This window comes from Bradyrhizobium sp. (assembly GCF_049581145.1).
Lineage (GTDB): Bacteria > Pseudomonadota > Alphaproteobacteria > Rhizobiales > Xanthobacteraceae > Bradyrhizobium.
Map to the genome: position 1 here is coordinate 1 of NZ_JBAURI010000343.1, position 1645 is coordinate 1645.

General features: G+C 65.4%; 1 protein-coding gene and 1 pseudogene. One reads left to right on the forward strand and one right to left on the reverse strand.

Going from position 1 to position 1645, the window contains the following annotated elements; all coding sequences use genetic code 11:
- Positions 1 to 371 (forward strand): annotated as a pseudogene (locus WCB02_RS11230) (RNA polymerase sigma factor SigJ); the annotation flags it as partial.
- Here the strand turns inward: WCB02_RS11230 and WCB02_RS11235 are convergent.
- Entirely contained in the window at positions 364 to 1311 is a 948-nt protein-coding gene (locus WCB02_RS11235; RefSeq protein WP_423958221.1) for a 2-hydroxyacid dehydrogenase, read from the reverse strand. The pseudogene WCB02_RS11230 and the gene WCB02_RS11235 overlap by 8 nt on opposite strands.
- Positions 1312 to 1645 lie beyond the last annotated feature (334 nt).

A 1645-nucleotide genomic window follows, 5' to 3' on the forward strand; every position in this document is an offset into this window, starting at 1 on the left:
GTCATGCGCGGCTGCTACAGGCCTTCAGCGAAGCGGTGGCGAGCGGCGACATCTCGCGTCTCGCAAGCCTGCTCCGCGACGATGCCATCGCCATCACCGATGGCGGCGGCCGCAAGCCCGCGGCGCTCAATCCGATCATCGGCGCCGACAAGATCGCGCGCCTGTTCATCGGCCTTGCCGCCAAGCATGCCGACCACGTCCTGCGCATCGTGCCGACCATGATCAACGGCAGCATCGGCGCGCTGCTCTACCTCGATGGCGAGATCGACCACACGCTCAGCATGGCGATCGACGGCGAGAAAATCGCCACGATCTATCTGGTGCGAAACCCGGACAAGCTGCGCGGCGTGCCGGTCGGCGGTCTCACCTGACCGGATAGGCCAGCGGCCGGCCGGCAAAGAACGATTCCAGATTGGCGATCACGCAATCCTGCATCGCCACATGGGACTCCAACGTATGGCCGCCGATATGCGGCGTCAGCACCACGTTCGGCAGCGCCGTCAACGCATCGGGGGCGTAGGGCTCCTTGGCGTAGACGTCGAGACCGGCGCCGGCGATGGTCTTGTCCGTGAGCGCCTGGAGCAGCGCATCCTGGTCGATCACCGAGCCGCGCGCGATGTTGACGAGATAGCCGTCCTGGCCGAGCTTTGCCAGAATATCGGCGTTGACGACGTGGTGCGTGTCGGCGCCGGCGCGGACCGCGATGACGAGCACGCTGCACCAATCCGCCAGCGCCGCGAGACTGGGAAAATAGCCGTATGGCACCTCGTGCCGGCTGCGGCTGAAATAGCCGACCTCGCCCTCGAAGGCGGCGACGCGGGCGGCGATCTTGCGGCCGATCTCGCCCATGCCGTAGACACCGACCTTGCGGCCGGCGATGCCAGCCTGCGGACGCATCATCGGCGACGGTTTTGCCGCCGCCCAATCGCCGCTGCGCACGTAATTGTCGGCCACCAGCAGCCGCCGTGTCGCCGCCAGCATCAAGGTCACGGCGAGTTCGGCAACCGATGCCGCATTTGCGCCGGGACTATGGCCGACCGCGATGCTGCGCTGCGCGGCGGCGGCGAGATCGACGCCGTCATAGCCGGTGCCGTAGCACACGATCGCTCCCAGCGAAGGCAGCTGGTCCATCATCTCGCCACGAAGCGGCGTTCCGCCGGCCGTGATCATGGCGCGGATGCCTGAGAGTTGATCCGGGCCGAACATGTCCTGCGGCGGCTTGCCGGCGGCATCCATCAGTTCAAAGCGCGCGCCGATCCGCTGCATCAGCGACTTGGCGAAACGCGAATAGACCAGAACCTTTTCTCGCATCGGGGAATTTCCTGCAAATCTCGAAGGCCCGGCATCCCGCGAACACCACTGCGCCGCACGAGCGTGCAGCGACTTTAAATCAACGCAATTCATCTGTGTATCGTGCCTGCGCATGTGCACATGCTCGCTTGGCGCATGCAAGGCTGGCAAATCAGCGCTTGGCAAATCAACGCCTGCAAATCAACGCCTGGCAAATGAAACGCTTGCAAACGAACCGCCCGCAAATGAAACGCCTGGAGGGACAGCCCATGCGGATCGCTCGATCACTTCTCAGCCGGCGCGCGGCGCTGACGACGCTCGCAGCCGCGCCCGGCATCATCGCAGGCACCCCGCG